The sequence below is a fragment of the Streptacidiphilus jeojiensis genome, from assembly GCF_042510965.1.
Classification (GTDB): Bacteria; Actinomycetota; Actinomycetes; order Streptomycetales; family Streptomycetaceae; genus Streptacidiphilus; species Streptacidiphilus jeojiensis.
Genome location: NZ_JBEUKS010000019.1, coordinates 23,064 through 47,162, shown reverse-complemented (window position 1 = coordinate 47,162; position 24,099 = coordinate 23,064). Strand labels below are relative to the sequence as shown.

General features: G+C 71.4%; 26 protein-coding genes, 1 tRNA gene and 1 pseudogene. 14 read left to right on the top strand and 14 right to left on the bottom strand.

The features are described 5' to 3' along the window. The first annotated feature begins 74 nt into the window (after window positions 1-74). From ABUW04_RS36400 to ABUW04_RS36380, 5 genes are read left to right on the top strand one after another with little or no spacing between them, the layout of a single operon-like run. Window positions 75-530 (top strand): Asp23/Gls24 family envelope stress response protein, encoded by a 456-nt coding sequence (locus ABUW04_RS36400; protein ID WP_030266551.1) that lies wholly within the window; start codon window positions 75-77, stop codon window positions 528-530. After that, complete coding sequence (locus ABUW04_RS36395; protein WP_030266555.1) at window positions 527-718, top strand: hypothetical protein; 192 nt, start codon at window positions 527-529, stop codon at window positions 716-718. Before ABUW04_RS36400 ends, ABUW04_RS36395 begins: the two co-directional genes overlap by 4 nt. Then, complete coding sequence (locus ABUW04_RS36390; RefSeq protein ID WP_380568638.1) at window positions 718-1,092, top strand: hypothetical protein; 375 nt, start codon at window positions 718-720, stop codon at window positions 1,090-1,092. Before ABUW04_RS36395 ends, ABUW04_RS36390 begins: the two co-directional genes overlap by 1 nt. Continuing rightward, a complete protein-coding gene (locus ABUW04_RS36385; protein WP_380568637.1) occupies window positions 1,089-1,718 on the top strand; it encodes a DUF6286 domain-containing protein in 630 nt (209 codons plus the stop codon). Before ABUW04_RS36390 ends, ABUW04_RS36385 begins: the two co-directional genes overlap by 4 nt. Beyond that, window positions 1,715-2,311 (top strand): alkaline shock response membrane anchor protein AmaP, encoded by a 597-nt coding sequence (locus tag ABUW04_RS36380; RefSeq protein WP_380568636.1) that lies wholly within the window; start codon window positions 1,715-1,717, stop codon window positions 2,309-2,311. The genes ABUW04_RS36385 and ABUW04_RS36380 overlap by 4 nt, the downstream gene beginning before the upstream one ends. 139 nt (window positions 2,312-2,450) lie before the next feature. Here the strand turns inward: ABUW04_RS36380 and ABUW04_RS36375 are convergent, their stop codons facing one another. The 4 genes from ABUW04_RS36375 to ABUW04_RS36360 form a co-directional block, all read right to left on the bottom strand. Further along, on the bottom strand, window positions 2,451-3,212 hold the full coding sequence (locus ABUW04_RS36375; RefSeq protein WP_380568635.1) for an SDR family oxidoreductase: 762 nt from the start codon (window positions 3,210-3,212) through the stop codon (window positions 2,451-2,453). A 3-nt stretch (window positions 3,213-3,215) separates the two neighbouring features. Further along, window positions 3,216-5,018: a glycoside hydrolase family 15 protein gene (locus ABUW04_RS36370; protein ID WP_030266568.1), complete on the bottom strand. Its 1,803-nt coding sequence runs from the start codon at window positions 5,016-5,018 to the stop codon at window positions 3,216-3,218. 48 nt (window positions 5,019-5,066) lie between these two features. Beyond that, on the bottom strand, window positions 5,067-6,005 hold the full coding sequence (locus ABUW04_RS36365; protein WP_380568634.1) for an SURF1 family cytochrome oxidase biogenesis protein: 939 nt from the start codon (window positions 6,003-6,005) through the stop codon (window positions 5,067-5,069). Window positions 6,006-6,072: 67 nt separating this feature from the next. Continuing rightward, a complete protein-coding gene (locus ABUW04_RS36360; protein WP_051726628.1) occupies window positions 6,073-7,107 on the bottom strand; it encodes a DEDDh family exonuclease in 1,035 nt (344 codons plus the stop codon). Window positions 7,108-7,240: 133 nt separating this feature from the next. Here ABUW04_RS36360 and ABUW04_RS36355 point away from each other — a divergent pair, with 133 nt between their 5' ends. Beyond that, window positions 7,241-8,284, top strand: a complete 1,044-nt coding sequence (locus ABUW04_RS36355) for a zinc-dependent alcohol dehydrogenase family protein (protein ID WP_030266577.1) — start codon at window positions 7,241-7,243, stop codon at window positions 8,282-8,284. A 52-nt stretch (window positions 8,285-8,336) separates the two neighbouring features. On the opposite strand, the gene ABUW04_RS36350 is transcribed toward ABUW04_RS36355, so the two are convergent. Continuing rightward, entirely contained in the window at window positions 8,337-8,564 is a 228-nt protein-coding gene (locus ABUW04_RS36350; RefSeq protein ID WP_380568633.1) for a hypothetical protein, read from the bottom strand. A 241-nt stretch (window positions 8,565-8,805) separates the two neighbouring features. Between ABUW04_RS36350 and moaA the strand changes: the two genes are divergently transcribed. Further along, entirely contained in the window at window positions 8,806-9,813 is a 1,008-nt protein-coding gene (gene moaA / locus ABUW04_RS36345; RefSeq protein ID WP_380568632.1) for a GTP 3',8-cyclase MoaA, read from the top strand. An 18-nt stretch (window positions 9,814-9,831) separates the two neighbouring features. Further along, window positions 9,832-10,041: a hypothetical protein gene (locus tag ABUW04_RS36340; protein ID WP_030266586.1), complete on the top strand. Its 210-nt coding sequence runs from the start codon at window positions 9,832-9,834 to the stop codon at window positions 10,039-10,041. 228 nt (window positions 10,042-10,269) lie between these two features. Here ABUW04_RS36340 and ABUW04_RS36335 read toward each other — a convergent pair whose 3' ends face one another. The 7 genes and pseudogenes from ABUW04_RS36335 to ABUW04_RS36305 all read right to left on the bottom strand — a co-directional run bounded on the left by ABUW04_RS36335 (window position 10,270) and on the right by ABUW04_RS36305 (window position 17,855). After that, window positions 10,270-11,526: an MFS transporter gene (locus ABUW04_RS36335; RefSeq protein ID WP_380568631.1), complete on the bottom strand. Its 1,257-nt coding sequence runs from the start codon at window positions 11,524-11,526 to the stop codon at window positions 10,270-10,272. After that, the gene (locus tag ABUW04_RS36330) at window positions 11,526-12,158 is read right to left on the bottom strand and encodes an aKG-HExxH-type peptide beta-hydroxylase (protein WP_380568710.1); all 633 of its coding nucleotides are present in this window, start codon (window positions 12,156-12,158) and stop codon (window positions 11,526-11,528) included. The genes ABUW04_RS36335 and ABUW04_RS36330 overlap by 1 nt, the downstream gene beginning before the upstream one ends. A gap of 675 nt (window positions 12,159-12,833) precedes the next feature. After that, window positions 12,834-13,922, bottom strand: a pseudogene (locus tag ABUW04_RS36325) (FxsB family cyclophane-forming radical SAM/SPASM peptide maturase); the annotation flags it as partial. Between the two features lie 90 nt (window positions 13,923-14,012). Next, window positions 14,013-14,198 carry a hypothetical protein gene (locus ABUW04_RS36320; RefSeq protein WP_030266596.1) on the bottom strand — a complete coding sequence of 62 codons (186 nt, stop codon included), beginning with the start codon at window positions 14,196-14,198 and terminating at the stop codon, window positions 14,013-14,015. Window positions 14,199-14,473: 275 nt separating this feature from the next. Continuing rightward, window positions 14,474-14,827, bottom strand: coding sequence for a DUF3099 domain-containing protein (locus tag ABUW04_RS36315; RefSeq protein WP_030266599.1), 354 nt, complete (start codon window positions 14,825-14,827; stop codon window positions 14,474-14,476). Window positions 14,828-14,937: 110 nt separating this feature from the next. Then, a complete protein-coding gene (locus ABUW04_RS36310) occupies window positions 14,938-16,323 on the bottom strand; it encodes a metallopeptidase TldD-related protein (RefSeq protein WP_380568629.1) in 1,386 nt (461 codons plus the stop codon). Continuing rightward, window positions 16,323-17,855, bottom strand: a complete 1,533-nt coding sequence (locus tag ABUW04_RS36305; RefSeq protein WP_380568628.1) for a TldD/PmbA family protein — start codon at window positions 17,853-17,855, stop codon at window positions 16,323-16,325. Before ABUW04_RS36305 ends, ABUW04_RS36310 begins: the two co-directional genes overlap by 1 nt. A gap of 104 nt (window positions 17,856-17,959) precedes the next feature. Here ABUW04_RS36305 and ABUW04_RS36300 point away from each other — a divergent pair. The 3 genes from ABUW04_RS36300 (at window position 17,960) to fabI (ending at window position 19,770) form a co-directional block, all read left to right on the top strand. Next, window positions 17,960-18,033, top strand: a tRNA-Met gene (locus ABUW04_RS36300). Window positions 18,034-18,292: 259 nt separating this feature from the next. After that, window positions 18,293-18,997 carry a 3-oxoacyl-[acyl-carrier-protein] reductase gene (gene fabG, locus ABUW04_RS36295; RefSeq protein WP_030266608.1) on the top strand — a complete coding sequence of 235 codons (705 nt, stop codon included), beginning with the start codon at window positions 18,293-18,295 and terminating at the stop codon, window positions 18,995-18,997. Between the two features lie 5 nt (window positions 18,998-19,002). After that, on the top strand, window positions 19,003-19,770 hold the full coding sequence (gene fabI / locus ABUW04_RS36290) for an enoyl-ACP reductase FabI (RefSeq protein ID WP_030266611.1): 768 nt from the start codon (window positions 19,003-19,005) through the stop codon (window positions 19,768-19,770). 90 nt (window positions 19,771-19,860) lie between these two features. Here the strand turns inward: fabI and ABUW04_RS36285 are convergent, their stop codons facing one another. Continuing rightward, complete coding sequence (locus ABUW04_RS36285; RefSeq protein WP_030266614.1) at window positions 19,861-20,538, bottom strand: FadR/GntR family transcriptional regulator; 678 nt, start codon at window positions 20,536-20,538, stop codon at window positions 19,861-19,863. Between the two features lie 113 nt (window positions 20,539-20,651). Here ABUW04_RS36285 and ABUW04_RS36280 point away from each other — a divergent pair, with 113 nt between their 5' ends. From ABUW04_RS36280 to ABUW04_RS36270, 3 genes are read left to right on the top strand one after another with little or no spacing between them, the layout of a single operon-like run. After that, a complete protein-coding gene (locus ABUW04_RS36280) occupies window positions 20,652-21,989 on the top strand; it encodes an MFS transporter (protein ID WP_380568627.1) in 1,338 nt (445 codons plus the stop codon). 52 nt (window positions 21,990-22,041) lie between these two features. Next, the gene (locus ABUW04_RS36275; RefSeq protein ID WP_269665112.1) at window positions 22,042-22,164 is read left to right on the top strand and encodes an SGM_5486 family transporter-associated protein; all 123 of its coding nucleotides are present in this window, start codon (window positions 22,042-22,044) and stop codon (window positions 22,162-22,164) included. 52 nt (window positions 22,165-22,216) lie between these two features. Beyond that, a complete protein-coding gene (locus ABUW04_RS36270; RefSeq protein ID WP_380568626.1) occupies window positions 22,217-22,738 on the top strand; it encodes a SixA phosphatase family protein in 522 nt (173 codons plus the stop codon). A gap of 76 nt (window positions 22,739-22,814) precedes the next feature. Here the strand turns inward: ABUW04_RS36270 and serB are convergent, their stop codons facing one another. After that, entirely contained in the window at window positions 22,815-24,056 is a 1,242-nt protein-coding gene (gene serB / locus ABUW04_RS36265; protein WP_030266626.1) for a phosphoserine phosphatase SerB, read from the bottom strand. Window positions 24,057-24,099: the final 43 nt, after the last annotated feature.

Below are 24,099 nucleotides of genomic sequence, written 5' to 3'. Positions count from 1 at the left end.
AGGGTCGAGATGATATGCCCGGTATATGCGGAAACGTCCTGCTGAACCGGGCACCCCGACAGGGAGCCCACACCATGACTGATGTGACCAAGCCCAGCGCCCCCAAGCCCGGCCAGCGCGAGACGGTGCAACTGGCCCCCAGCGGTGAGCGCGGCCGCACCACCATCGCCGTCGGCGTGGTGGAGAAGGTCGCCGGCATGGCCGCCAGGGACGTCCAGGGCATCCACGCCCTGGGCAGCGGATCCCGCGGCTTCGGCGCCGTCCGCGACCGGGTCCCGGGCAACCGGCCCAATGTCGGAAAGGGCGTCAAGGCCGAGGTCGGCGAGCGGCAGGCGGCCCTCGACATCGACCTGGTGGTCGAGTACGGCGTCCCCATCGCGGAGTTGGCGGCGGTGGTGCGGAAGAACGTGATCAGTTCCGTGGAGCGGATCACCGGTCTCCAGGTCGTCGAGGTCAACATCGCCGTCAACGACGTGCACCTGCCGGACGAGCAGGACGACGACGAAACCACCGAGAGCAGGGTCCAGTGAGCATGGCACTGATCGGCCTGGCCGTGGGCATGGCCCTCGGCTTCGCCGGCTACTTCGGCGGCTTCGCCGCGTTCCTGTTGGTCGCGGCGCTGGGCGCGGTCGGCTTCGTGGCCGGCCGGCTGCTGGAGGGCGACCTGGAGTTCGGCGACCTGATCCGCAGCACCAAGCCCAGGGACCGGAAGAGCTGATGGCCTACGGCGCCGTCCCCGCCCCGGGCCTGCCCGCCCCCGGTGAGCGCGGCAGCATCCGCCTCGCCGACCGGGTGCTGGAACGGATCGCCGCCCGCGCGGCCGCCGAGGCACTCGCGGACCAGCTGCCCGACGACGGGGCCGACCCCGACCGGATCGACTCCCCCCGGGCCAAGGCCTCGCAAGGGCGGCACGGGGTCAGCATCAGGGTGGGCCTCGACCTGCCCTACCCCCTCGACCTCGCCGCCGTCACCCGCGCGGTCCACCACCGGGTCAGCGAGCGGGTGGTGCAGCTCGCGGGCTCCGAGGACCCCAGGGTCGCCCTGGTGGTGGAACGCCTGGTCCCGGCGGCCCCGAGCGGAAGGTTGCGATGAGCCTCGCCTCGCCGGCCGGAACGGCGCCCGCCCCGGCTGCCGCAGACGCGCCGGACCGACCGGACGCGGTGCGGGCCCGGCGGTTCTGGTCGGCCCGCCGCAACGCCGCCGCCCTCGCCGCGCTGGTGGCCGTCGCCGCAGCCGGCGCGCTGCTGTACGAGGAGATCTACATTCGCAGCGGCAACCGGGCCCATGCCTGGCGCACCTGGATCAGCGACCAACTGGCGGACCGTCACCTCGACGACGCCTGGGTGATCGCCGGCTCGGCCGTGGTCTGCGCGCTGGGCCTGTGGCTGCTGCTGCTCGCCGCCACCCCGGGACTGCGCCGGCTGCTGCCGCTGGCCACCGAGGACACCGGCGGCCTGCGGGCCGCCCTGGACCGCCGCGCGGCGGCGGCGATGCTGCGCCGCGCCGCCCTGGAGACTCCGGGGGTGCGGGAGGCCGGGGTGAAGGTCGGGCGGCGCCGGGCCCGGGTCCGCGCGGTGGTCGGCTTCGGGGACCCCGGCGAGGTGAAGGCGGCCCTGGCCGAGCACCTCTCGGTGGAGCGCGGCCGGCTCGGCCTGGTCCGGCCGCCGATGGTCAACGTCAAGGTCAGGACGCAGAGCAAGGGCAGGAGGAGGTCATGAGCCGGACCGCGGTCAACCGCACCCTGCTGGCCCTGGTCGGCCTGGTGCTGCTCGCCGGGGGACTGCTGCTGCTGGCCGGGGGACTCGACCTGAACCACCGCTGGCACCTGGGCCTGCCGTCCGACTGGACCGTCACTGACCCGCACCACGCGGTGCTGGACCCGGCCGACCGGGTGCGCTGGCGCGGCGACGGCTGGTGGTGGCCGAGTGTCTTCGCCGCGCTGGGCGTCGTCGCGCTGCTGTCGCTGTGGTGGCTGCTGGCCCAACTCCGTACCGGGACGGCGGACCGGGTGGCCGTGCCGGCGGCGGCGGACGTCCCGGTCCGGCTGCGGGGCGGGGCGCTGGCGCAGGCCGTCGCCGACGGGGCCGAACAGATCCCCGGGGTGTCCCGGGCCCGGGTACGCATCCTCGGCCGCGCGCGCCGTCCCCGCGCCCGCATCGCCCTCACCCTGGCCCCGGGGGCGGCCCCGGGGCCCGTCCTGCACGAGTTCGCGGCGGGACCGCTCGGTGACGCACGGCGCACCACGGGGGTGGCGCTGCCGGCGGAGGCGCGGGTGCGGGTGGAATCGGGTTCGGTTCCGAGGGTCCAGTGAACGTTTGTGGGGGTTTCTGTTCGCGCAGTTCCCCGCGCCCCTAAACAAGTGCAACTGGGCCAGTTGCAACTCCTCAGGGGCGCGGGGACCTGCGCGAACAGAAACCATGCACCACCCGCACCTGACAATCCGCCTCCGCTCAAATCCCCTTCAGCACACCGCCGTCAACCGGCACCATGACTCCGGTCAAATACGACGCCGCCGGGGAAAGATAAAACGCCGCCACCTTCCCGAACTCCTCCGGCCTCCCGTAGCGCCGCAGCGGAATCCCCGCCGAGGCCCGGGCCCGGGCGCCTTCCGGGTCGCCGCCGAGGGAGTCGAGATGCTGGACCCTTTCGGTGTCGATCCGGGCCGGCAGCAGCCCGAACACCCGGATGCCCTGCGGCCCCAGCTCCTCCGCCAGGGTCTTCGCCGCCATCGCGAGCCCCGGCCGCAGGCCGTTGGAGATCGCCAGCCCGCCGATCGGCTCCCGGACCGAGCCGGACAGCACGAACCCGATCGCGCCGCCCTCGCCGAGTTCCGCCGCGAAGCGCCGCGCGATCCGCACCGCCCCCAGGAAGACCGACTCGAACGCGCCGACCCACTCCTCGTCCGTCGCGGAGAGCATCGACCCGGCCGGCGGGCCGCCCGCGCTGATCAGCACCCCGTCGATCCGCCCGAAGTGCTGCTCCGCCGCGGCGATCAGCCGCTCCGCGGTGTCCGGTGCGGCGTTGTCGGCGACCACGCCGACCGCCGAGGCGGGGCCGCCCAGCCGCTTGACGGCCTCGTCCACCGAGGCCTGGCCGCGTCCGGTGACCACCACCCTGGCTCCGTCGGCGACCAGTGCCTCCGCGCTGGCGAAGCCGAGCCCGCGGCTGGCGGCCGTGACGGCGTAGACGCGTCCCTCAAGTCCGAGGTCCATGGATCAGAGTTCCTCCTGTCGTGCTTTCTTCGGCTCTTCCAGCGCGAAGGCGGTGTTGACCAGGGCGACATGGGTGAAAGCCTGCGGGGTGTTGCCGAGCTGCCGTTCGGCCTTCGGGTCCCACTCCTCGGAGATCAGCCCCAGGTCGTTGGAGATGGCGGCGACCCGTTCGAACAGCTGCCGTCCCTCCTCCACCCGCCCGATCGCGATCAGTGCGTCCGCCAGCCAGAACGAGCAGGCCAGGAACGCGCCCTCGGTTCCCTGCAGACCGTCCACCTGGGAGTCCTCGGGCTCCCCGGTGGAGTAGCGCAGCACGAAGCCGTCGTGGTCCAGGCCCTTCTGGACGGCGTCGACGGTGCCGACCACCCGGGGGTCGTCGGCGGGCAGGAAGCCGGTCTTGACCACGAACAGGGTCGAGGCGTCCAGCTCCTTGCCGCCGTAGTACTGGGTGAAGCTGCCGAGCTCCGCGTCGAAGCCCTTGGCGCAGACGTCCTGGTGGATCTCGTCGCGGACCTCGCGCCAGCGGTCCAGCGGCGCGGGCATCCCGGTGATCTCGGCCATCTTCACCGCGCGGTCGAAGGCGACCCAGCACATCACCTTGGAGTGGACGAAGTGCCGGCGCCCGCCGCGCACCTCCCACAGACCCTCGTCGGGGTCGCTCCAGTGGTCCTCCAGGAAACGCATGAACGAGTTGATGAGCGCCCAGACATGACGCTCCATCGGTATTCCCGCCGTCAGCGCCAGGTACAGGGTGTCTATCACCTCCCCGTACACGTCCAGCTGCAGCTGGTCCACGGCGGCGTTGCCGAAGCGGACCGGTGCCGAGCCCTCGTAGCCGGGGAACCAGTCGGCGGTGAACTCGGTGAGCCTGCGCTCGCCGGCCACCCCGTACATGGTCTGCAGGTCGGCCGGGTCGCCGGCGATGGCGCGCAGCAGCCACTCGCGCCAGGCCGAGGCCTCCTCGACGTAGCCGCTGCGCAGCAGGGCGGACAGGGTCATGGTGGAGTCGCGGAGCCAGCAGAAGCGGTAGTCCCAGTTGCGCTCGCCGCCGATCTCCTCGGGCAGCGAGGCGGTGGCGGCGGCGACGATGCCGCCGGTGGGCTCGTAGGTCAGCGCCTTGAGCACGATCAGTGAGCGCATCACCGGATCCCGATACGGTCCGCGGTACTTGCTGACGGCGGACCACTCCTGCCAGCCCAGCAGCGACTCCTGGAGCGACGCCTCGGCGTCCTGGCGCGGCGGGCTGGAGTGGTGCGAGGGCAGCCAGCTCAGCACGATGGGGATCCGGTCGCCGGGGTTGACCTCGAAGTGGCCGAAGGTGGTGAAGTCCTTGCCGAAGGTGCGGATCGCCGAGTGCCCGCGCATCCACACCGAGTCTGGGCCGGCCACCGCGACCCGGTGGTGGTCGGTGCGCCGCATCCACGGCACCACTCGGCCGTAGTCGAACCGCAGCCGCATCTCGGCGTGCATCTTCACGCACCCCGAGACGCCCACCACGATCCGCATCACATCGGGGGTGCGGTCCCGCTGCGGCATGAAGTCGATCACCTTGACGGTGCCGGTGTCGGTCTCCCAGACGGTCTCCAGGACCAGGCTGTCGCCCACGTAGGACCGGCTGGTGCACTCGGTGGCGCCCTCGGGCGCCAACCGCCAGCTGCCGTGCTCCTTGTCGCCGAGCAGACCAGCGAAGCAGGTGGGCGAGTCGAACCGGGGCAGGCACAGCCAGTCGATGGAGCCGTCCCGGCCGACCAGGGCCGCTGTCTGCAGATCCCCGATCAGCGCGTAGTCCTCGATACGTCCGGGCATGTGTGCGTCCCCCTCACTCCGAAAGGCCTGCGGCTCCTGGCCCGGACGCTACTCCCCGGTCGCCCCGGCGGGGGCGCCAACCGTCTCCTCGGGCGTGTCCGACACCGATTCCGCCGGTACTTCGGCAGGTCGTCCGGCAGGTCGTCCGGCCCTGGCCTGCTGCGCGGCCAGGAAGGCGGCCTTCTTCTCGGCGATCACGGCCTTGCGTTCGCGGTCCTTGACCTCCCGGCGCAGCAGCGAGCCCCAGGCGATCGGGACCAGCAGCGCGAACAGCCACCACTGGACCGCGTACGGCAGGTGCACGCCCTTGCCGACCACCGCCATGCTGCTGCTGTCGTTGTTGTTCGGCAGCGGCACCAGTTCGGCGGAGTCGCCGGCCGGGGCCTTCGGGCTGGTGCTCTCCAGCTGCAGGTACCCGGCCACCACCGGCTCGGGCTGGTGCGCGGCCTGCTGGACGCTGTTGATCAGCATGAACTGCCGGTCGGGGAGCCCCTTGACGTCGCGGATGCCGCTGACGGCCGTGGTCTCGTCCGGCTGCAGCAGCCCGGTGACGGTGACCGTGCCGGACGGCGCCCCGGGCACCTTGGGGTACTGGTCGCCGGTGGTGTTGCCGGGATCCACCCAGCCCCGGTTCACCAGCACGGCGTCACCGTCGGCGGTGATCAGCGGGGTGACCACGTAGTAGCCGATGGTGTCCCCGGCCGCGTCGGTGCGGTGCCGTACCACGAACTGGTGCGCGGTGTCGTAGTGGCCGGTGGCCGTGACGCTGCGGTAGCGCTCGCTGCCGGGCACGGTGGCCCCGGGCCGGCTCAGCGACCCGATCGGGACCGGCTTCGCCGACAGGTTCTGCGAGATCAGCTGGTTGCCGACGTTGGTCTGCTGGTAGCGGTGGAACTGCCACATGCCCAGCAGGTACATCACCGGGATCAGCACGAAGAAGACCAGAGTCAGGATCACCCAGCGCCGGGTCAGCAGGATGCGCAGCACCCATTGAAGGTACCCCCGCCCGATCTGTCCGCTTACGGCGGGCTCCGGGTTGGCGCCGGAGGGGGCGTCAGGCCTGGCGCTGCTGGGGCACCACGCCCTGCAGCAGGTGCAGGAACGCGGCCTCGTCCACCACCGGGGTGCCGACCTCGCGGGCGCGCCGGGCCTTGGTGGTCCAGCCGCCCGGCTCGTTGGTGACCAGCAGGCTGGTCCGGCTGCTCACCGAGCCGGCCACGTGCAGGCCCGCCTCGGTCAGCCGGTCCTCCAGCAGCTCGCGGTCGGTGGCGGTGTCGCCGCTGATCGCCACCCGCATCCCCTGCACCAGCGGCTGCTCCGGCTCCCACCGGCCCGGGTTGGGGTACGGGCAGGCCGGGCGCCGCCGCGCCGGGCGGTAGGGGCTCCAGCCGGCGGACCGCAGGGATCCGGAGCCGCCGCGGTTCGGCGGTGCGGCGTCGGCGTCGTCCGCCAGGTGGTCCACCAGTGCGGGCGCCACGCACGGTTGGAACGGCAGCGGCAGGCCCGCCTCCACGGCCATCCGCAGGCTCGGCCGGAACACCTCGGCCAGCACCCGGGCGTCGTCCAGCGCATGGTGCGCCTGACGGGGGATCACCCCGAAGTGTCCGGCCAGGGTGCCGAGGCGGTGGTTGGCCAGCGGCAGCCGCAGGTCCCGGGCCAGCACGATGGTGCACAGCCGCTGCTCGACCGGGGCCCGACCGCCCATCCGGGCGTACTCGCGGGAGATCATCGACCAGTCGAAGAGCGCGTTGTGGGCGACCAGCACCCGCCCGGACAGCTGCTCGGCCAGCCGGTCGGCGATCTCCGGGAAGGTGGGCGCGCCCTCCAGGTGTTCGCTGGTCAGACCGTGGATCCAGACCGGCCCCGGATCGCGCTCGGGGTTGACCGGGGTGTACCAGTGGTCCAGCACCTCGCCGACCGGGTCGAGCCGGTAGACACCCACGGACACGATCCGGTCGGTCCGGCCCAGGCCGGTCGTCTCGACGTCCACCACGGCCCAGCCGCCCTGGGGGTAGGGGTGCACCGCGGGCCGGACTGCGTCGCGGCCCGCGCGCTGCGCGTCGATGTCGTCCAGGCGGGTCGGTTCCATGGTCGTTCAGAATACGGGCCCGCTCTGACAGCTCGGGCCACGGCAGCCGCGCCTCCGGGAAACGGAATATCGTGGTCCGTAGGTTGTTCGAAGCCTGTTCGTCCCCTGTCACCTGAAAGAGTGGGATCCCTCCATGCGTGCCACCGTGATCCACGGCCCCAACGACATCCGTATCGAGGAGGTCCCGGACGCCGCGGTGCAGAAGCCCACGGACGCGGTGGTGCGGACCGTGCTGGCCTGTATCTGCGGCAGTGACCTGTGGGCCTACCGGGGCGTCGCTCAGCGCCAGCCGGGGCAGCGGATCGGTCATGAGTTCCTCGGGGTGGTCGAGGCCGTGGGCGCCGAGGTGCGCGGGTTCAAGCCCGGCGACCTGGTCGTCGCCCCGTTCGTGTGGTCGGACGGCGTCTGCGAGTTCTGCGTCGAGGGGCTGCAGACCTCCTGCCCGCACGGCGGCTTCTGGGGCACCCCCGGTTCGGACGGCGGCCAGGGCGAGGCGGTCCGGGTCCCCTTCGCCGACGGCACCCTGGTCCAGCTGCCCCAGGAGGCCGCCGGCGACCAGCGGTTGCTGACCGCGCTGTTGGCACTGTCCGACGTGATGGCGACCGGGCACCACGCCGCCCTGGGGGCCGGGGTGGGCCCGGGGCGGACGGTCGCGGTGGTCGGCGACGGCGCGGTGGGCCTGTGCGGGGTGCTGGCCGCCCGGCGCCTGGGCGCGGACCGGATCATCTCCATGGGCCGGCACCCGGACCGGACCGCGATCGCCAGGACCTTCGGCGCCACCGACATCGTCGCCGAGCGCGGCGAGGCGGCCGTCGAGGCGGTGCGGGAGCTGACCGGAGGGGTCGGCGCGCACGCGGTGCTGGAGGCGGTCGGCACCGAGGAGTCCATGCGCACCGCGATCTCCATCGCCCGCGACGGCGGCTCCGTCGGCTATGTGGGCGTGCCGCACGGCGGCAGCGCGGGGGTCGACATCGGCCAGATGTTCGACCGCAATGTCGCGCTGCGCGGCGGGGTCGCCCCGGCCCGCGCCTACATCCCGGAGCTGCTGGCCGACATCCTGAACGGCACCATCGACCCCTCCCCGGTCTTCGACGCCGTGGTCGGCCTGGACGGCGTCCCCGGCGGCTACAAGGCCATGGACGAGCGCACCGCGCTCAAGGTCAAGATCACCTTCTGACGCCGCCCGACCCCGGGCCGCCCTCCGCCGTCAGCACCGGAGGGCGGCCCGGCTACGGCATCCGGCGCAGCGCCGCGAAGCTCAGCACCGGCATCGGCACCGAGGGTCCCAGTGGCAGCCCGGGCGGGTGGTGGACCGTGGCCGGCGGGGGCACCGGGGCGATCGCCCGTTCCAGCCGGACCGTCCCGAAGGGCGGCCGGACCGGTCCGGGCTGGGCACCGGGCTGGGCACCGGGCTCGGGTTCGGAGCCGCGGCTCCGGGATGTGGGGCGCCTGGGCATGGCAGACCTCCGCAGCTGTCCCGCAGGGACGGTGCGCACTCGAAGGGGTTCACAGGGGACAACGACGCACCCCCGCCTCCGGTATCGGCCGGAGCGGCTGTCATCGGTAGAGAAATTCATCGACAAAGCGCCCCGGCAACAGTGCCGAAGCAGTGCCGAAGCAGTGCCGGGGCAGCAGTGCTGAGGCTGGTGGGCCGTCCCAGGTCCTACCCTGGGAGACAGTCAAGGGGAGCGGGTCGCCATGTTGATCGACACATTCGGACGCCGTGCAGTCGACCTGCGCGTGTCGCTGACCGACCGCTGCAACCTGCGCTGCACCTACTGCATGCCCGAACAGGGCCTGCAGTGGCTGCCCAAGCCCGAACTGCTGACCGACGCGGAGATCGTCCGCCTGGTGCGGCTGGCCGTCACCGGTCTCGGGGTGACCGAGGTCCGTTTCACCGGCGGCGAGCCGCTGCTGCGCCCCGGTCTGGTCGGCATCGTCGCCGCCTGCGCGGCCCTGGACCCCCGCCCCGAACTGTCGCTGACCACCAACGGCATCGGCCTGGCCCGCACCGCCGCCGCGCTGCGCGAGGCCGGCCTGGACCGGGTCAACGTCTCCCTGGACACCCTGGACCGGGAGACCTTCCGCACCCTCACCCGTCGCGACCGGCTGGACGACGTGGTGGCCGGCCTGGCCGCTGCCGAGGCCGCCGGGCTGAGCCCGGTGAAGATCAATACCGTGCTGATGCGGGGCGTCAACGACCACGAGGCCGCCGACCTGCTCGACTGGTGCCTGGACCACGGCTACGAGCTGCGCTTCATCGAGCAGATGCCGCTGGACGCCCAGCACGGCTGGGACCGCGCCGACATGGTGACCGCGGAGGAGATCCTGGCCCGCCTCGGCGAGCGCTTCGCGCTCAGTCCGGAGCCGGACGAGCGGCGCGGTGCCGCCCCGGCCGAACGCTGGCTGGTCGACGGCCGGACCGGGGCGGACGGCCGCCCGGCCCGGGTCGGAGTGATCGCCAGCGTCACCCGTCCGTTCTGCCGGGCCTGCGACCGGACCCGGCTGACCGCCGACGGTCAGATCCGCAACTGCCTGTTCGCGACCGAGGAGACCGACCTGCGCTCCGCCCTGCGCGACGGAGCCGGCGACGAGGCCGTCGCCGAGCTGTGGCGCAAGGCCATGTGGGGCAAGAAGGCCGGCGCCGGCATCGACGAGCCCTCGTTCCACCAGCCGGACCGTCCGATGTCCGCCATCGGCGGCTGAGCAGGCGATACTCCAGGGATGAGTACCGAGGAGATCCCGCACTGTTCCGCGAAGGGCTGCCGCCTGCCCGCCGTCTGGGTCCTGGCCTGGAACAACCCCAAACTGCACACCCCGGAACGCCGCAAGACCTGGCTCGCCTGCGACGAGCACAAGGAGCACCTCTCACAGTTCCTGGACCTGCGGGGCTTCCTCAAGGACGTCGTCCCGTTCGCCGACTGGACCGGGTGACGGCGCACCGGTTCACCGCACGAAGATGCCGGGCAGCCACGGGGGGAGCTGCCCGGCATCGGTCCTTCGGTTCCGGTAAAGGTCCGGAACGCGAATGAAGTATTGCATGCGCAAACGCCCTCTGAGAGGGGGAAACGAGAAAACCCGACGACCTGCTCTTAGGACTCCGTTAAGGCTGGGAGGAGCCTGGGAGCTTCCCGTGAGGACCCTGATCGGTCCCGAGGAGGGTCATGCGACGGAGTCCAACGCCGGCTCCTCCGTCATCGGATCCTCCTGGCCGGGGTCGGACACCCCGCGGACCACGGCGAAGGAGAACACCAGAGCAGTAGGCACGGCGATCAGACCGACGCATATCCAGAGGGCCGGAACCAGGCCGATGGCTGCCAGGATGGCTCCGCCGAAGAAGTAGCCGATGGGGGTGAACAGCTCGGACCCCAGCTGGTCGTAGGCGTAGGCCCGGCTGATGATCCGCTGGGGCAGGTGCCGCTGCAGCAGGGTGTCCCAGTGGACGCCGTGCTGCTCCGAGCAGAATCCGCCGACCAGGGCCGCCAGCAGTACCACCCAGAACGGCTGCTCCAGGGCCAGTGCCAACAGCGGCGCGCCGCACCCGAGCAGGTAGGCCACGGCGACAGGCAGGGGACGCCGCGGTTTCCAGGAGAGCCCCACCAGCCCGCCGACGACGAAGCCGGCACCGGTCGCCGAGATCAGGAATCCCAGGCTGGACGCACCCGCATAGAGTTCGCGCGTGGCCACGGGCATGAGCAGGAAGAACCCGGCGTAGTCACCCATGTTCACAAATGCACTCTGAATGACCACTGTCCACAGCCAGGGGCGGCTCCAGAACTCTGTCCACCCCTCCCGGATCTGGCCGAAGATGCCGGCGGAGTCCTCGGCCTCCTCCGGTTCCACGGGGCCGAGTCGGCTCCGCAGCCTCAGCAGCAGCGGAAGGGCGGCGGCGTAGCTCACCGCGTCGATGAGGATGGCCCAGCCGGGACCGGTCGCCGCGACCAGGAGTCCGGCCAGGGAGGGCCCGACGATGAAGCAGGTGCTGTTGGCCAGCCGGATCTGGGCGATGGACCGCTGGAGCTTTCCGGCCGGCGCCACCATCGGGATCAGACCCTGTGCGGCCGGGCGGGAGAAGGCACCCGACAGGCCGGCTGTCGCCGAGAGGGCCACGAGTTCCCAGATGTGGATCGACCCCAGCAGGAGTGCGGTCGCGGTCAGCACCTCGATCACGGCGCAGCACAGGGCGGATATGAGCAGCACCCGGATCCTTGGCCACCGGTCCGCCGCCGCACCGCCCACCAGCAGGAACCCGAGTTCGGCCAGGGCCGAGGCGCCCAGGGTGTAGCCGAGGTCGGCGGCCGATCCGGTGAGATCGAGTACGGCGAAGGCAAGGCCGACCGGAAAGAAGGTCGACCCGGTTCTGGACACCGCGTTGGCGGCGTAGAGCAGCCGGTAGTTCGTCGACCCGGTGGCGGCCATCACGCCCACCCCCGCACGGCGGACCGCATCTGGAGCGCGAGTTCCAGACCGATCTCCGTGAGCGAACCGGAGCCCACCAAGGTCTCGATGCCCTGGTCCGTTCCCTGGCGCCAGCGCAGGTATTCGCGCTGTGCGACGCCGTCGGCCCCTTCGTGCGGGCGGCTGCTCCGGCTCCTCCAGAAGTCAGCCACGGCGATGTGGGCGTAGGTGCCCTGGAGCAGGCCCTCCAACGGGCGCAGGTCTTCCCGCCAGGCGGCCGGGTACAACCGGGAGTCCTGTTCGTCGTAGAGGTCGACGACATCCATGAGTGCCCCGAGCTTGGCGTGCTGGATCTCGTGCAGAAGCAGCAGGGCCAGCGTCTCCGGTCCGTCGGGTGCGGCGACTCCTACGGCGCCGAAAGCATCTCTGGAGGTACCGCTGACCTGGGCTCCGTCGTGACGGGGGCGGAGCGGGGTGATCGCCGCCAGGATCCCCGTCACTCCGGGCCAGTAGGCCGGGAACTCGCGCCGGATGAGGTCGAGGGCTCCATTCAGGAGCTCCCACCACAGGGCCGCTTCGGCGTCGGAGACCGGGGGCAACGGCTCCTCGGCGTAGACGTTCCGGTAGGGGTCGTCGTCGACCAGGGCGACCATGACTCCCTGGACGGTCCTGCTGCGGGTCGGCTGCCAGTGGACTCCGTCGCTCCGGACGGCGGTCACACCACCGGATCCCCTCTCCAGGACCAGCCCCGAACCGTCATCCGTGTCGATGGTGAGCGACTGCGGTGACGAGGTGAGGGTGACTTCCGTCGGCTGCCCCCGGGAGGGAAACCGGGCCAGGCCCAGGGTCGGCAGGTAGAGGTCGTGCCCGTCGACCGTCGTCGGGAGAGTCAGGACGGTCCCCGTGCGCGCGGCGGCCGCGCCCGCCACCGCGACCAGTACCTCACGTTGCAGTGTGCGGAGTTCGCTCTCGGTGCTGTTCCCGTTCCCTGCCCTCTGCTCTGCTGCCCTGGCCAGGAAGTCCGTGGCGCGGATCCTGATGTAGGGATGAGCAAGGACGGCAGCCAGTTCGGCGGGAGCGTGCCGCTCGATGCGTGTCAGCGCCAGCCAGGCCCGACGAGCGGCAGGCTCTGCCGGTGTCGCGTGGTAGACGGAGGCGATAAGCAGTCGGCCCAAGCTGCGCTGACCGGCTCTGAGGGCATTGATTGCGGCACGGTCCCCGTGGCCCTGCCCCAGTTGCCGCAGGCTTGAGCGGGGAATCCGGTGCACCCGCTCCGACGGTGCGGGGCGGGTGTGCTCATCGGCGTCGATGGACACGCGAATGTGCTCGATGAGTCTGTAGAGATCGGCACAGTAGACCGACGGATTGTCGAAGCCCGAGCCGGCCCGGTACCGGTGGGCGTAGAGGCCGCCGCCACAACTGGTGACCAGGGGGCAGGCCTGGCATTCCGCAGCCAGGCCTGCGAGTCCGACCTGTCGGGCGCGTATCCCGGGATGGGCTGCCGCCTCGTCGAAGGAGTTCTCCAGGACATCGAGTCCGGTGTAGGCGGCCCCTTCGAACGTCGACTTCAGATGGTCCACCTGCTCCAGGGTGCCGTCAGTCTCCACCACCACCATCTCCGCCGAGCCGAGACCTATCGTCTCGACTCCGCTGGAGCCCCCGAACGAGGTGTCGATGATCGAGTCGAAGAGGCGAATGGGGAAAGGGCGGAGGTCTGCATTCCATCGGTCGAAGATGCGGATGAGCCAGTCCGCGTACGCGGTGCCCGGACCGTCCTGGTGTGCAGGCGGATTCTCCCAGTTCGCATGCGGTAGCAGCAGGTCCAGGGCCGGTGGATCAAAGGACGCCAACGATTCGTAGACAGCTATGGGATCATTCAGTGTGTCAATTGTGCACAGAAGGCCGGAGAACAGGGAGCGATAGCGCTCCGAGGCCAGCAGTGAGATTCCGCGCACAACGGCGGAAAAGCTGCTCTTCCCGTTCGCATGGACCCGGTGCCGGTCATTCTCGACTTTTCCGCCGTCGAGGGAGATGCCGACCTCGATGCCCTGGGCCAGGAAGATCTCGCAGAACCGCTCGTCCAGCAGCACCCCGTTCGTCTGGATCCACAACTCCGGATCGCAGATTCCCTGCAGGGAGTCGCGTAACCGGACCGCCAGCTTTTCGATCAGGTCATGACCGGCGAGCAGCGGCTCGCCACCGTGCATGCCGATGCTGACCCGGGAGAGACGGTGGCCTTGTGCATGATCCCTGATGCGCCCGACCACCGCTGCCATCGTGGTCTCGCTCATCACCAGCGGGCGGGTCCGCCAGCTCTGGTCGGCGTGTTCATACACGTAGCAGTAGTCGCAGGCCAGGTTGCAGCGGCTGTGGACCTTGAGAATGAAGTCGGAGAAAGGGACGGGCGGAGAGTCCACGGCAGTCCTCGGCGTTGTGATCGGGAAGAGCGCATGGTGCGGGCGACGGCTGCGGTGCGCGGCTGTCCGCACTCCGCAGCCGCCGTGTCCCTATCCCTTGATCTTGCTCTGGAAGGCGGTCACCTTCAGGCGCTCGACCCGGGTGTACGTCGGCACGATCCTTTCCACGATCTTCGAGAACGCCAGGTCCTCGGAAGCCCCCATGAGTTCCAGGGAGACCTCGTCGAGATCGGCCACTTCCGTCGAAATGTCCTGTTCCACCGTGCCCTGCATCATGCCTCCAAACATGTTTGGTGAGCCGTGTACGGACAGGGTTTGAAGCTAGGCTCGGCCCCGGGGCATGTCAACGGATCCGAACTGATCCTTTCCGGGCCCCGCAGATCAATTCTCGGAATGACGATCAGTGAGAATTGTTTCGCGGCGATGAATTCGCAGATCAGGTCAGCGGCAGGGGCACAGAGAAGACCGTCGACATCCGTTCGGGACGGTCGTGCCGACGGTGAATTCAGTGTGTGCGTATTTCCGGACCCTATGGGTCCGCTGTCGGCGGCTCAGGCCTGTGGCGGAGCAGCGCTGGTCTCGGCCGCGGGGAACGGGATCTCGGTCCCGGGTTCCAGCATCGGCTGCGGCTGATGGCCGATGAAGGTGTCGGGCATGCCGGGGGAGTTCTCCCGGCCGGCGTTGGCGATCACCACGGCCAGGTACGGGATGAATATCCCGCCGACCAGGGCGATGATCGCGACGATCCGGGACTCCTTCCAGAGCACCACGGCCAGGATCACGCAGAGCGTGCGCACCGCCATGGCGATCATGTAGCGACGCTGCCGCCCGCGCACGTCCTCGCTGAGGCTCGAACGAGCCCCGGTGATCCGTACGACCTCGACCTTGCCCTTGGACTTCCCCATGTCCGTCACGGTACGCCGCGCCACGTGCGGCATCGTGGCCGGGGCACCCGGTTTCTGCAGGAGATTCCCAGGATTCTCCCACCGGCCGCCCCGGCCGTCCCGCTGGCCCGTCAGGACGCCTGGCTCACCGAACTCATGTTGAAGTCGGCCACCCGGACCGGCGGCATCGCGGCCCTGGTGAACCAGTCGGCCCACTCGCGCGGCAGGCAGCGCTCGGTCCGTCCGGCCTCGGTGATCCGGCCCAGCAGGTCCACCGGGGACTCGTTGAAACGGAAGTTGTTGACCGCCCCGGTGACCTCGCCGTTCTCCACCAGGTAGACGCCGTCCCTGGTGAGCCCGGTCACCAGCAGGGTGGCCGGGTCCACCTCGCGGATGTACCAGAGGCAGGTCAGCAGCAGCCCGCGCTCGGTCCGGGCCACCATCTCCTCCATCGAGGCGGTGCCCCCCGCGTCGACGACCAGGTTGTCGGGAGCGGGCCGGACCGGCAGCCCGGTCAGGCCTGCGGAGTGACGGGTCGTCAGCAGGTTGGTCAGCTCGCCGTCCCTGATCCAGTCGGTCGGCCCGATCGGCAGCCCGTTGTCGAAGACCGAGGAGTCCCCGCCGGAGGAGCGGGTGACCACGAAGGGGGCCGTCTCCAGGCCCGGGTAGGCCGGGTCGCTGCGCAGCGTCACCGGCAGCTGCGCCAGCCGGTCGCCGATCCGGGTTCCTCCCCCCGGCTTGGAGAAGACCGTACGGCCCTCGGCGGCGTCCCGGCCGACCGCCGACCAGCTCATGTAGACCAGCAGGTCCGCCAGCGCCGAGGGCGGCAGCAGCGTCTCGTAGCGTCCGGCTGGCAGGTCGATCCGGCGCTCGCCCCAGACCAGTCGCTGGGCCAGCTGCTCCTCCAGGGCCGCCGGGTCCACATCGGTGAAGTCCCTGGTCGCGGCGCCGACCCAGGCCGAGTCCGACAGGTCGGCGGTCTTGGCGTTGAGTTCGACCGTGCCGGTCGGCTGGTCGTGGCGCAGCCGCAGGCCGGTGGAGCTGCCCAGATAGGTCGAGGTGACCGAGTGGTTGGCGAAGCCGTACAGCAGCCGGCCGCTCTTCCGTGCCCGTGCGAAGGACTCCCCGAGCGCCGGGGCGAAGGCCGCGAAGACGTCCACGCCGGTCTCGGCGGGGTCCGCGGTGAAGTCGGCCGAGGCCGGGCCGCCCGGCCGTACCAGCGGTTGGGCGTCCTCGGCCGGGCCCGCCTCGCGGGCCGCCGCCTCCGCGGCCCGGACCAGCGACTCCAGCTCGTCCGCGGTGACCGCCTCGCGGGAGACCACGCCGGAGGCCGTCCCCTCGCCGCCGTCCACCGTGGCGATCACGGTGAGCGTCCGGCCCCGGGTCACCCCGTTGGTGGTCAGCGCGTTCCCGGCCCAGCGCAGGTTGGCGTTGGACTCCTCGTCGGCGATGACGATGCAGCCGTCGGTGCGCGAGAGTTCCAGCGCCCGCTCGACCAGCTCCGAAGGAGAAGACATCAGCGACCCGCTTCCTGCTGCGTGTTGAGAATGTTGACGGAGCGGAACAGCGCCGACGGGCAGCCGTGCGACACCGCCGCGACCTGGCCCGGCTGTGCCTTCCCGCAGTTGAAGGCGCCGCCCAGCTGGTAGGTCTGCGGGCCGCCGACGGCCTCCATGGACCCCCAGAAGTCGGTGGTGGTGGCCTGGTAGGCGAAGTCCTTGACCTGCCCGGCCAGCCGCCCGCCCCGGATGCGATACGCCCGCTGTCCGGTGAACTGGAAGTTGTAGCGCTGCATGTCGATGGACCAGGAGCGGTCCCCGGCGATGTAGACGCCGTCCTCGACGCCCGCGATCAGCCCCGCGGTGTCCGGTCCGTCCGCGGCCGGCTGCAGCGACACGTTGGCCATCCGCTGCACCGGCACATGGCCGGGGGAGTCGGCGAAGGCGCAGCCGTTGGACCGGCCCAGGCCCTTGAGCCTGGCCATCCGCCGGTCCAGCTGGTAGCCGACCAGGGTGCCGTCCTTCACCAGGTCCCAGGACTGCGTCCGCACGCCCTCGTCGTCGTAGCCGATGGTGGACAGGCCGTGCTCGGCGGTGCGGTCCCCGGTGACGTGCATGACGTCGGAGCCGTAGCGCAGGCTGCCGAGCCGGTCGAAGGTGGCGAAGGAGGTCCCGGCGTACGCGGCCTCGTAGCCCAGCGCCCGGTCCAGCTCGGTGGCATGGCCGATCGACTCGTGGATGGTCAGCCACAGGTTGGTCGGGTCGACGACCAGGTCGTAGCGCCCGGCCTCGATGCTCGGCGCCTTCATCTTCTCGGCCAGCAGCACCGGCAGTTCCGCCAGCTCGGACTCCCAGTCCCAGCCCGTCCCGCGCAGGTACTCCCAGCCCCGCCCGACCGGCGGCGCCAGCGTCCGCATCGAGTCGAACGCCCCGGTGGTCTCGTCCACCGAGACCGCCTCCAGCTCCGGGTGCAGCCGGATCCGCTGCTGGGTGGTGACCGTCCCGGCGCTGTCGGCGTAGAACTTGTTCTCCTGCACGGTGAGCAGCGTCGCCGACACATGGGACACGTCCTCGGCCCCCAGCAGCCGGCTGCTCCAGTCGGCGAGCAGCGCGGTCTTCTCCGCGTCGGAGACCTCGAAGGGGTTCACCTGGTAGGAGGAGACCCAGGTCGCGTCCGGGTACACCGGCTCCTCGGCCAGCTCCACCAGGTCCTCGGTGCCGGAGGCGGCGCCGATGCCGGCCGAGAGCCGGGCCATCGCCACGGCCTGCTCGGCCACCCGCGCCGCCGCCGACGGGGTGAGGTCCACCCCGGCCGCGAAGCCCCAGGCACCGCCGTGGACCACCCGCACGGCGAAGCCGAGCTGCAGCGTGTCCGAGGTCCCGGCAGGCCGCGCGTCCCGCAGCCGCCAGGACGCGCTGCGCACCCGCTCCAGCCGGAAGTCGGCGTGGGCGGCACCGAGTTCGGCGGCCCGCGCCAGCGCCGCATCGGCCAGCGAACGCAGCGGCAGCGCCAGGAAGGCGGGATCGAGGGACGGTGATGTGTCCGTCATCAAACTCCTCCAGATGATGGGGTCTCGTTCGGCATCCTGCCCTACGCCCGCCACAACCCATTCGCTTTTATCCGGGCGGCCGGGGTACGGTGTGGACACAACGACGCGGGGTGGAGCAGCTCGGTAGCTCGCTGGGCTCATAACCCAGAGGTCGCAGGTTCAAATCCTGTCCCCGCTACTCGCGAAGTCAGAAGGCCCGGCACCCAGGTGCCGGGCCTTCTGCCGTTGCCGGGGCGTCCGGACCGGAAGCAGGCACCGGAAGCAGGCACCCCCACTGTGGGAAACCCACAGCTCGGGGCCGGTTCCACTGTCGGGCACCGATTCGCCTGCCCGTGTCCTCTGCGGATAGCGTCGCCATGCGTAGGCCTGCGTACTCATGCGTTGGCTGGTCCTGCCAGTAGCCAGTAGCTGTCACCCAGGAGAGAAGAGGTGGACCGTTGAGCCGCTCGGTTCTCGTCACCGGAGGCAACCGGGGCATCGGCCTCGCGATCGCCCGAGCCTTCGCCGAGGCGGGCGACAAGGTCGCCGTCACCTACCGCTCCGGTGAGCCCCCGGAGGGCTTCTTCGGGGTCAAGTGCGACATCACCGACGCCGAGCAGGTCGACCAGGCGTTCAAGGAGGTCGAGGCGGAGCACGGCCCCGTCGAGGTCCTGATCGCCAACGCCGGGGTCACCAGGGACACCCTGCTGCTGCGCATGTCCGAGGAGGACTTCACCTCGGTCCTGGACACCAACCTGACCGGCGCGTTCCGCGTCGTGAAGCGCGCCTCCAAGCTGATGATGCGGGCGCGCAAGGGCCGCGTCGTGCTGATCTCCTCGGTGGTCGGCCTGACCGGGTCCCCGGGCCAGGCCAACTACGCCGCCTCCAAGGCCGGCCTGGTGGGCTTCGCCCGCTCGCTGGCGCGCGAGCTCGGCCCGCGCAACATCACCGTCAATGTGGTCGCCCCCGGCTTCGTCGACACCGACATGACCGCGGTGCTCAGCGACGAGCGCCGGGCCGAGATCGTCGCGGGCGTGCCGCTGGGCCGCTACGCGGATCCGGCCGAGATCGCGTCCACCGTGCGCTTCCTCTCCTCCGACGAGGCCGCGTACATCACCGGAGCCGTCATTCCCGTCGACGGCGGATTGGGCATGGGTCACTGACCGACATGAGTGGAATCCTCGAAGGAAAGCGCATCCTCGTCACCGGCGTGCTGCTGGAGACCTCCATCGCGTTCCAGGTGGCCAAGCTGGCCCAGGAGCAGGGCGCGGAGATCATCCTCACCGCCTTCCCGCGCCCCACCCTGACCGAGCGCGTGGCCAAGAAGCTGCCCAAGCCGTGCAAGGTGCTGGAGCTGGACGTCACCAACCCGGAGCACCTGGCCGGGCTGGCCGACAAGGTCCGCGAGGAGCTGGGCGGCCTGGACGGGGTGGTCCACTCCATCGGCTTCGCCCCGCAGGACGCCCTGGGCGGCAACTTCCTGAACACCCCGTGGGAGTCCGTGGCCACCGCCGTGCACGTCTCGGCGTTCTCGCTGAAGTCGCTGACCATGGCCTGCCTGCCGCTGATGGCGGAGGGCGGCTCGGTGGTCGGCCTGACCTTCGACGCCACCATCGCCTGGCCGCAGTACGACTGGATGGGCCCGGCGAAGGCCGCGCTGGAGGCCACCTCCCGCTACCTGGCCCGTGACCTCGGCAAGCAGAACGTCCGCTGCAACCTGGTCTCGGCCGGTCCGCTCAAGTCCATGGCCGCCAAGTCGATCCCCGGCTTCGACACCCTGGCCGACACCTGGAACGTCCGCTCCCCGCTGCCCTGGGACGTCACCGACTTCGAGCCGGCCGGCCGCGGCGTGGTCGGGCTGCTCTCGGACTGGTTCCCCAAGACCACCGGCGAGATCGTCCACGTCGACGGCGGCCTCCACGCCATCGGCGCCTGATTCAGCGCAGCTGAATTCAGGGGCGCGGGGAACTGCGCGGCCAACCACCCACCGAGGTGCACGGTCGCCCGAACAGCTCCCCGCGCCCCCTCAGGCGCCTTCCTCAATGCTGCACCGCCCCACCACCCAGGCCGCCCGCTCCGCAGCTCGTGCCCCGTCCCGCAACCTGATCGCCTCGACGATGTCGGCATGCGGCACATACCGGTCCGCGGCCAGCACCGGCCCCACGTCGTTGCGCAGGTGCGCCCGCAGCACCTCGCCCAGGTCCGCGTAGAGCGCGGCCAGCACCTCGTTGTGGCTGGCGGCCACCACCGCCTGGTGGAAGGCCGCGTCCGCCTGGATGAAGGACTCGGTGTCGCCGCCCTTCCAGGCCTCCTCCCGCCGCTCGCTGGCGAGCTCCAGCAGCTCCAGGTCCTGCGCCGTCCGGCGCCCCGCGGCCAACCGCGCGGCCGACGACTCCAGCGTCGCCCGCAACTCGGCGACCTGCTGCTGCTCCGCGTCGGCGAACCGCCGGTGCATCACCCCGGCCAGCTCGCTGGTCGCCAGGACGTAGGTCCCCGAACCCTGCCGGATGTCCAGCAGCCCGTTGTGGGCCAGCGCCCGCACCGCCTCGCGGACGGTGTTGCGGGCCACCCCCAGCTGCTCGACCAGCTCGACCTCGGTGGGGATGCGGGAGCCCACCGGCCACTCGCCCGAGGTGATCTGGATCCGCAGCTGCGCGATCACCTGGTCGGCCAGCGGCTCACGCCGGGGCGAGGTCAGTGCCATGGACTCTCCTTGTCGAGGTGTGTGGAGTGATCCCATCATCGCGCCTCTCGATCGCCAAAGGCTTGGAGCAAAAGGCGTGACCTGAAGTCATCCCATCATTCTATGATGGTGCCATGCCTGCCGCTGAGACCACCGCACCCACGCCCGCATCCACCTCCACGCCCTCGTCCCCGTCCCCGTCCCCGTCCCAGGTCCTCACCCCCCAGCGCGCCCGCTGGCTGCTCGCCGTGGCCATCGCGGTGGCCGCGTTCAATCTGCGTCCCGCCGTGGCCGCGCTCGGCCCGATGCTGGACCAGGTGCGCGGCACGCTGGGGATGAGCGCGGTGGTGGCCGGCATCCTGACCGCGCTGCCCTCGCTCTGCTTCGCCCTGTTCGGTCTGCTGGCGCCGACCCTGGCGCGCCGGGTCGGTCCCGCGACCACCGTGTGCGCCGGTATGGGCGCCATCGCGCTCGGCCTGGCGGCCCGGTCGATCGCCCCGGACAGTGCACTGTTCCTGCTGCTCAGCGCCCTGGCCCTGGGCGGCATCGCGGTCTCCAACGTGCTGATGCCGGTGCTGGTGAAGCGCTACTTCCCGGACCGGGTGGGCCCGATCACCGGGCTGTACTCGATGTCGCTGGCCCTCGGCACCTCCGCCGCTGCCGCCGTCGCGGTCCCGCTGACCAACGCCCTGGGCGGGAGCTGGCGGGTCGGCCTCGGCATCTGGTCGCTGACCGCGGCCGCCGCGCTGCTGGTCTGGCTGGCCCACCTCGGGCTCGCCCGCCGTGACCGTGCCGGCTCCTCCGGTCCGGCCGTCGCGGCGGCCGTCCGGGTCAGGCTGCCGATCACCCGCAGCCGCACCGCCTGGGCCCTCGCCGTCTTCTTCGGCCTGCAGGCCACCGCCGCCTACGCCACCATGGGCTGGCTGCCGCAGATCTTCCAGGACGCCGGGATCTCGGACTCCGAGTCCGGACTGCTGCTCGCCGTGACCATGGTCGTCAGCGCCCCGCTCTCCTTCGTCATCCCGGCCTACGCCGCACGCCGTCCGGACCAGGGCGCCATCGTGATCGCGCTGTCCGTGGCCGGTCTGGCCGCCTACGCCGGCCTGGCCTTCGCCCCGGCCGCCGCCCCCTGGATCTGGGCGCTGCTGGCCGGTCTGGCCAACTGCGCCTTCCCGCTCACGCTGACCATGATCGGGCTGCGCTCCCGGACCGGGGAAGGCGTGACCCGGCTCTCCTCCTTCACCCAGGGCGTCGGCTATCTGATCTCGGTGCCCGGACCGATCCTGATCGGCGTCCTCTACCAGCGCGAGCACGGCTGGTACGGGCCGCTGGCCTTCCTCGCGGTGCTGATGGGCGTCCAGGCCTTCGTCGGCCGCCGGGCGGCCCGTCCGCGCCAGATCGAGGACGAGATCGCAGTCGGGAACGCGGACGGGATCGCGGACGAAACGGTGGCCCGCCCCGGGCGAGGGTAAGAGGGAGGACCCCGCCGGTTCTCATCCGGGACCCGGTGGCAGACTCGTCGGCATGCCAGTTCTCGACCCCAATCCCACCGGCGGCAACAAGAAGCTGCTGCAGATGTTCGGCCTGATCCTCGCCATCCTGGTGGTGATCGGGGTCATCGCCTCGTTCGCCACCACAATGGGCTGAGTTGGTCCCGCTCCCAGTACCCGGCCCCGGGAATTCTGGGAAGCTGGCAGGTATGAGCGTCGATTCGTCCCGCAGGATCATCGTCCTCCGGCACGCCAAGGCCGACTGGCCCGCCGTGCCCGACCACGAGCGGCCGCTGGCCGACCGCGGCCGCAAGGACGCACCCGTCGCCGGACGCTGGCTCGCCGGCACCGGCATCATCCCCGACCTGGTCCTCTGCTCCACCTCGGAGCGCACCAGGGAGACCTGGAAGCTGTTCGCCCACGAGCTTCCGACCCGGCCCAGAACGGTCTACGAGGGGCGCCTCTACGAGGCCAGCCCGGGCCGGCTGATCGAGGTCGTGCAGGAAGCGGTCCCCGAGGAGGTCGGGACCGTCCTGCTGGTCGGCCACAACCCGGGCGTGCAGGGCCTGACCGAGGTGCTCGCCGGCGGCTTCGAGGGCGACACCCTGACCCGGCTGCGCAGCAGCGGCTTCCCGACCTCCGCGGTCGCCGTGCTCACCCTGGACACGCCCTGGAAGGCCGTCGAGCCGGGCGTGGCCCACCTCACCACCTTCTGGTCGCCCAAGGACTGAGCAGAAGGTCCGTCTCCGGACCGGGGGCGTGCGGGTCCTCCCGCACGCCCCCGGGCCGTACCCCTGGCCCCGGCGGTCAGTGCGCCGCCGACGGGCCGTCGGCGTCCTCGACCTCCTCGCGGGAGATCCCCAGCAGGTAGAGCACGGTGTCCAGGAACGGGACGTTGACCGCGGTGTCTGCGGCCTCGCGGACCACCGGCTTGGCGTTGAAGGCGACGCCCAGGCCGGCCGCGTTGAGCATGTCCAGGTCGTTGGCGCCGTCGCCGATGGCGACGGTCTGCTCCAGCGGGACCCCGGCGGCCTCCGCGAAGCGGGCCAGCATCCGGGCCTTGCCGGCCCGGTCCACGATCTCGCCGACCACCCGGCCGGTGAACTTCCCGTCCACCACTTCCAGGGTGTTGGCCGCGGCGAAGTCCAGGCCGAGGCGCTCCACCAGGTCGTCGGTGACCTGGGTGAAGCCGCCGGAGACGATGGCGACCTGGTAGCCGAGCCGCTTCAGGGTGCGGATCAGCGTCCTGGCCCCCGGCGTCAGCCGGACCTCGGCGCGCACCTTGGCGACCACCTCCGCGTCCAGGCCGGCCAGCAGCGCCACCCGGGCCCGCAGCGACTCGGCGAAGTCCAGCTCGCCGGCCATGGCCGCGGCGGTCACCGCCGCCACCTCGGCCTCGCAGCCCGCGTGCGCGGCGAAGAGCTCGATCACCTCGTCCTGGATCAGCGTCGAGTCGACGTCCATCACGATCAGCCGCTTGGCCCGCCGCTGCAGGCCCGAGCGGACCACCGCGACATCGACCCGCTGCACCGCAGCCTCGGCCGCGAGCTCGGCCCGCAGCCGCTCGGTGGGGACCCCGGAGACGGCCAGCTCCACCGCGGTCACCGGGTACTTGGCCAGCCGGAAGACGCGGTCGATGTTGCCGCCGCAGTCGGTGATCCGGGCACTCAGCGCGGCCACCGAGGCAGCGCTGAGCGGATGGCCCAGCACGGTCACATGGGAGCGGCCCTCGCCGCGCGGACGGTTGTCGCCGGTGCCGGAGATGACCTCGGCCTGCAGGTGCTGCCGGTCGGCCCACTGGTGCACGGTGGCCCGCAGCTCGCCCTCCTGCGGCGGGGCAGTCACCAGGGCGCAGAGCACGATCCGGCCCCGGGTCACCACCTGCTCGAAGTCGACCACGTCGACCCCGTACTCGGCGAGAGTGGTGAACAGGCCGGTGGTGATACCGGGGCGGTCCTTGCCGAACACCTTGACCAGCAGAGTCCGGGGTGCGGGGGCGTCCGACGTCGCAGCGGGGGCGGCCTCGGGGGCCGGGGACTGAGCGCTCATGATGCGGCCAACGCTACCCGGCCGCGGGCGCCGCTCCGCGTAC